The organism is Campylobacter concisus, assembly GCF_002912425.1.
Lineage (GTDB): Bacteria > Campylobacterota > Campylobacteria > Campylobacterales > Campylobacteraceae > Campylobacter_A > Campylobacter_A concisus_AH.
The window spans coordinates 1-5409 of sequence record NZ_POYR01000066.1 but is presented as its reverse complement, the minus strand read 5'-3'; the positions used below and the strand labels follow the sequence as shown (position 1 = coordinate 5409).

At 36.9% G+C, this 5409-nt stretch carries 4 protein-coding genes; 3 read left to right on the top strand and 1 reads right to left on the bottom strand.

Annotated elements, in window-relative coordinates; genetic code table 11:
• Nucleotides 1-117 precede the first annotated feature (117 nt).
• Genes CYP84_RS04135 through CYP84_RS04125 form a run of 3 tightly spaced genes read left to right on the top strand, consistent with a single transcriptional unit; the run spans nt 118 to nt 2981 of the window.
• Complete coding sequence (locus CYP84_RS04135) at nt 118-1035, top strand: DUF2628 domain-containing protein (protein WP_103636778.1); 918 nt, start codon at nt 118-120, stop codon at nt 1033-1035.
• Between the two features lie 12 nt (nt 1036-1047).
• Complete coding sequence (locus CYP84_RS04130) at nt 1048-1758, top strand: hypothetical protein (RefSeq protein WP_103636777.1); 711 nt, start codon at nt 1048-1050, stop codon at nt 1756-1758.
• Nucleotides 1759-1778: 20 nt separating this feature from the next.
• Nucleotides 1779-2981 (top strand): DUF2628 domain-containing protein, encoded by a 1203-nt coding sequence (locus CYP84_RS04125; protein ID WP_103636776.1) that lies wholly within the window; start codon nt 1779-1781, stop codon nt 2979-2981.
• 27 nt (nt 2982-3008) lie between these two features.
• Here the strand turns inward: CYP84_RS04125 and fdhF are convergent, their stop codons facing one another.
• Nucleotides 3009-5285 carry a formate dehydrogenase subunit alpha gene (gene fdhF, locus CYP84_RS11120; protein WP_343211046.1) on the bottom strand — a complete coding sequence of 759 codons (2277 nt, stop codon included), beginning with the start codon at nt 5283-5285 and terminating at the stop codon, nt 3009-3011.
• Nucleotides 5286-5409: the final 124 nt, after the last annotated feature.

Here is a 5409-nt window from a genome sequence, read left to right as displayed (position 1 = left end):
GCATTATATAGTTCACTCACCACATGTCAGAAAGTGATGAAATTTTTAAAAAACAATAATATAACTCCGATTGAGATTTTAAAACAAATTATTAATATATCTTTTTAAAGGAAAAGAATGACAGAATATTCAAAAAAGATTTTTGAGGATAGTGACTTTTTACATAAAAAATTAATTATGTATTTTGGTAGTATTGATGCAGCAAATAAGTACTTATTGTTATCACAGATGTTTTTTGCAAAAGGTGGTAAAGCTTTTTTAAAATTTGATTCAACATGGAACTGGTTTGCTTTTATTTTTTCACCACTTTTTTTACTTTGCAGACGAATGTATTTTCTTGGTTTTTTGGTGATTCCTTTTATATTTATGCCTAATATTATTCTAAATTTTATCTATCCAGGATTACCTGGCGAGATTGGAAAAATAGAGAGTGTAATAAGTGGTATTTTGCTACTTTTTGTGCCTGTTATAATAGGTATGAGCGCTAACTATCTTGTAATTAAGCGATTTGAAAAATTTTTAGATATGCAAAACGACCAGTTGCTGATTAATAAAGGTTCATTAAATATCGTAGGTGGAATTTTACTATTTGTTATTAGTGTTGCACTAGGTGGTTCTTTATTGCCAAATAGTAGTGTAAATTCTGATAACGAATTAGAAAATGCGCTTATGCAAAAAGAAGCACCAAAAGAAGATAATGAACCAGGTTTTTTGGATAAGCTGGCAAATGACTGGGAAAATGAGGTCAATAAGGCATTTGGAGGCGGTAGTGCTCGTAGTAACATGTTTATTGTTGAGTTTTTGCCTGGGGTTGCAGTAGTAGGAAATAGTGTAGTAAAAACTCAAGAGCTTGCTATTACTTCAAATGTTGATAGTGTAAAAGTGATCAGTGTTTCTGTAAATAAAGGCAATTGTCTAAGTGTGTCAGTAGATAGGACATTAAAATTTGGCGAATCTTTAAAATATAGTCTGCGTTGCAAACCACTTCAAGTAGATATAAAGACCTATGACGGCGATATGACTTTTAAATTTTAAAATGGAGATAGTATGAAGAAGATTTTATTAATTTTTGTATTTTGTATTTACAATCTTTATGCATCTGGAGAAAAGATGCATATTAAGGCAATAAAGCAAATGCTTGATGATGTTAGCAACTATTATGTAGTTAATGGAAAATTTGATGAATTTTCGAAAATGACAAAAATAAAAACTGAATATGCTGGGAAAGATGAATATGGAGATGATAGATACAAAATATTTTATAAGGGTGTAAATTGTGCTCAATTTTCATTTTCAAAAGTAGATGGCGAATTTTCGGGCGAGGTTGTTAATAAACATTTTGATGTTTGCAAAGAATTTGATGAAGACTTAGATGATATTGATGAATACTATGAAGCTTTTAAAGGAGAAGGGTATTGTTTAAGATATGCGTCAAGAACTAGGTATAAACAGCCATTAAATCAAATTTTGCAGATCATTATCAATGATTTTGAAAAATACAAGAAGAGCTCTAGGGTAGTATCTAACTTAGATGAAATTACAAATATTAGGATAGATAAGCGTCCTGTTTTAAAACCAAATCCAGATGTCGATACTCGCTCTTTATGGGGCTTTGCTGAATGTATTTTAATAGACTTTTATCCGAAACAAAAACGATTAGACGTTATCTTTAATGATCGTAAGTCTACCAGTTGCAAAGAATTTGCGATAGATGAGTGGTATGAGAGAATTTTTGAAAAATATAAGCCAAAAGAATAATCTTATTTTAAGGAGATAATATGACAGAGTATTCAAAGTCGGTCTTTAGTGATCCAAAATTGCTGCGTGAAAAATTGGGATTATACCTAAAAACAAATGACGCATTAAAAGTAGAAATTTATGCACAAGCTGCTGAAAAATTTTTCTTAAGTGGTGGAAAGATGATGCTAAAATCAACACCAACTTGGTCTTGGTATGCTTTCTTTTTTTATTTCTTGCCACTTGTTTATCGTAAACTTTATGCAAAAGCTGTGATTTATTATTTGCTTAGCATATTTTTACCTATTACAATGATTGTCTTGCCCATGTATTTCAAGTATTATGTTATTAAGCGCTTTGAAAAATATCTTGATCTAGGGGATGATGCAGCGCTAGTGCAGTTTGGCGGAAAAAATGTGATAGCTATATGGATTATAACGGTTATAATACCTATTGTATTGAGCTTAGCTATATCAGCAATTTTATTTTTTATGATAAAGAGTGCTAGTTCAAATGATGATGCAAGACAGGAGATAGCAGAGTATTTCTTTGATGAGGCAACAAAGAATTTTAAAACCACTAATAATGCACCAAATCTTGGAAAAATATTACAAGATGCTCTTAAATTTTATGATAAAAATGGCTATATGGATGAACTAGATATGATGACGTCAGAGCCATTAAATAAACCTACAGATGTTGGTGCAGAAGGTACCGTTTATGATTTCTATAATAACAACAAAAAATTGTGCATGAGATTAATCATCTCTTCTAGAGGTGGTAAGTGGAGAGGCGGATTAAACCAAAAAGATCCAGACTGCAGCGGTTTTATAACTGATGTATTGTCTTCTGGTCATGCGCTAGATATACTTATGGATGAAAATGGTTTTGAACCTATGTCGCTTCGTGCAAAAAATCACTCTACGCCAGAGAACGTCTTAGAAACTTTAAGATTGCTTGTAGGCGATTACGATAAGTATAAAGCTGCAAATGATAAATCCATAACAAAAATCAGTCAATTTTCAAAGGCAAGACTTACGGATGAACTAGTGGATACAGAGGGTAGCGGTGAAGATACAAAGAGTATTTACTATAATAATAGAAATTGTATTTATGTTTATTTTTCACCATATGACGGTGCTTTAACAATGGGCTATCAATATGATAAAGATCATAGATGCGATGATCTTAAAAATAATGTTGAGATCAAAAATATAGTATCTAAATTTGCAACTCAAAATTAAAATTTAGCGGGATAGCTCCCGCTAAATTTACTCATTTATCGCTGCGTTTCCGTGGTGGTGGAAGTCATCGTAGATGATCTTAGAAGTTTGGAATTTCTCGCGTTTTAGCTCGCGAACTCGTAAAAATTCCTCTTCATCGATCTTTTTGATCTGGATAGCTGCTTTAAATGTCGGAGTCTTGCTGATGTAGTCCCAGCCGCTGCTTGTTAGCTCGTTGCAAGAGCTCTCCCAGTAGTGGAAAGTCATCTGTATGATGCCATCAGGCACGATGTCAGTCACTTCAGCTTTTACGACGATGTAGCCGTATCTACTCCAAGCTTTGATGAAGTCGCCTTGTTTTAGCCCGTATCTCTCTGCAAGCGCTGGGCTCATCTCAGCGATAGGTCCGATGCTATCTCCGCCTTCTTCGATGGCACGTGAGCGTCTTGTCATGGTGCCAACTGTGTATTGATAAACTTTTCTTGTAGTTAAAAGCTGTATCGGATACTCAGCGTCAGTCTTCTCATCGACTGAACCAGCCATGATAGGATACTCAGGTGACATATTCATCTTCTTGGCAAACTCAAGTTTTGCGCTCTCGATCTCATCAGCCTTATCCACAAATAGGCATGGCACGAAGCGGCCTTTGCCATCAGGTGTAAAGAATTTCTTATCAAGATAGAGGCTCTGACCGCCCATATCATCTTCAGTTGGGCATGGCCAGTGAAGTCCGTGATATTTTTTAAGTCTATAGTAGCTCATACCGCCGTAGCGTCTAGGGTCGCATTTTCTAACTTCTTCCCAAATTTCTTCTGGTGAGTTAAAATTAAAACCCTCTGTTGCGCCTAAACGGCGTGCGATCTCGCAAACGATCCACCAGTCTTGTCTAGCATCTCCTGGAGGCGTGATGACTGCTTCATTGTGCTGGACACGGCGCTCTGCATTTGTATAAAGACCCTCTTTTTCACTACTTGCAACACCTGGGAGAACGACGTCAGCTTTTAGCGATGTTTCAGTTAAAAACAGGTCTTGAACTACGTAGAAATCGACATTTGCGATGCCTTTTAAGAAGTGGTTTGTATTTGGCTCAGAGATGACTGGGTTTTCGCCGATAGTCCAGAAGAAATGCACTCTGCCATCAAGTATTGCATCAGGTACTTCAGTTTTATGGATACCTATCTTTGAGTTTAAAAATCCAGGCTCTAAGTGCCACATTTTCTCAAACCAAGCTCTTTGCTCTGGGTCAGTTACTGAGCCAAGATTTGGAAAGATATTTGGCAAAACGCCCATATCGCAGCAGCCTTGAACGTTCTCTTGGCCTCTAAGCGGCAAGTCGCCTGTGCCAAGCTCGCAGATATTACCAGTGATCAAGAATAAGTTTGATACGTCGCAAACTCCGCCAACGCCGTGGTTGAAGTGAGTTACGCCCATGCCGTGGGTGATGACGGCTGGTTTTGTGGTGGCATACATCCTAGCAGCTGCTCTGATATCCTCTGGATTTAGCCTTGTGTATTTAGCTACAACCTCTGGAGCATAGTCTTTTACGGCTTCTTTGACATACTCGATGCCTATCGTGTGATCTCTTACAAATTCCTCATTTACAAGGCCTTCTTCGATGATAGTGTAAAGAAGTGCGTTGATAACTGGGATGTTGTGCTCAGGCTCTAGTTGTAAGTGGATGTCTGCTCTACTTGCAAACTCAGTCTTGATAGGGTCGATAACGATCAGTTTTGCACCGCGGTTTAGCGCTCTTTGGATGTGCATAGCTGCTATTGGGTGGCCATTTTCTGGGTTTGAGCCTATCATTAATATACAGTTACTATAAGTGCCAATCTCTGTAAAGCTATTTGTGGCAGCTCCGTTTCCGATTGTTTTAGCAAGTCCTGCTACTGTCGGAGCGTGTCAAATTCTAGCGCAGTGATCGACGTTGTTTGTGCCTATAACTGCGCGCATTAGCTTTTGAGCGACGTAGTTATCCTCTAATGTACAGCGTGCTGAAAAGTTTCCTGCTAGTGAGTCAGGGCCGTATTTCTCTTTGGCTTCTTTCATCTTTTTTACGACAAGGTCAAGTGCCTCGTCCCAGCTAGCCTCTTCAAATTCACCATCCTTTGAAAAAACGCCGTTTTTCTTTCTAATAAGCGGCTTTGTAAGTCTATCTGGACTTGCAACGTAGTCCCAGCCATAAAAGCCTTTTAAACATAAATTTCCTTGATTGACTGGATTGTCTTCGACGCCAGTAGCGGCACGAACGACGTTGTTTTCCACGTGCAAGGTTACTTGACAGCCTGTCCCGCAATAAGGACAGATGACTTTGCCTTCTTTCATCACTTTCTCCTTCTAATTATGCATTTTCTGCATATTTATTTTGAGTAATATTACTAGTGCGAAACTTAATCTTTTATGAAAAATTCTTTATTTAAAAAATAAATTTTAATTTTAAGTTATATTT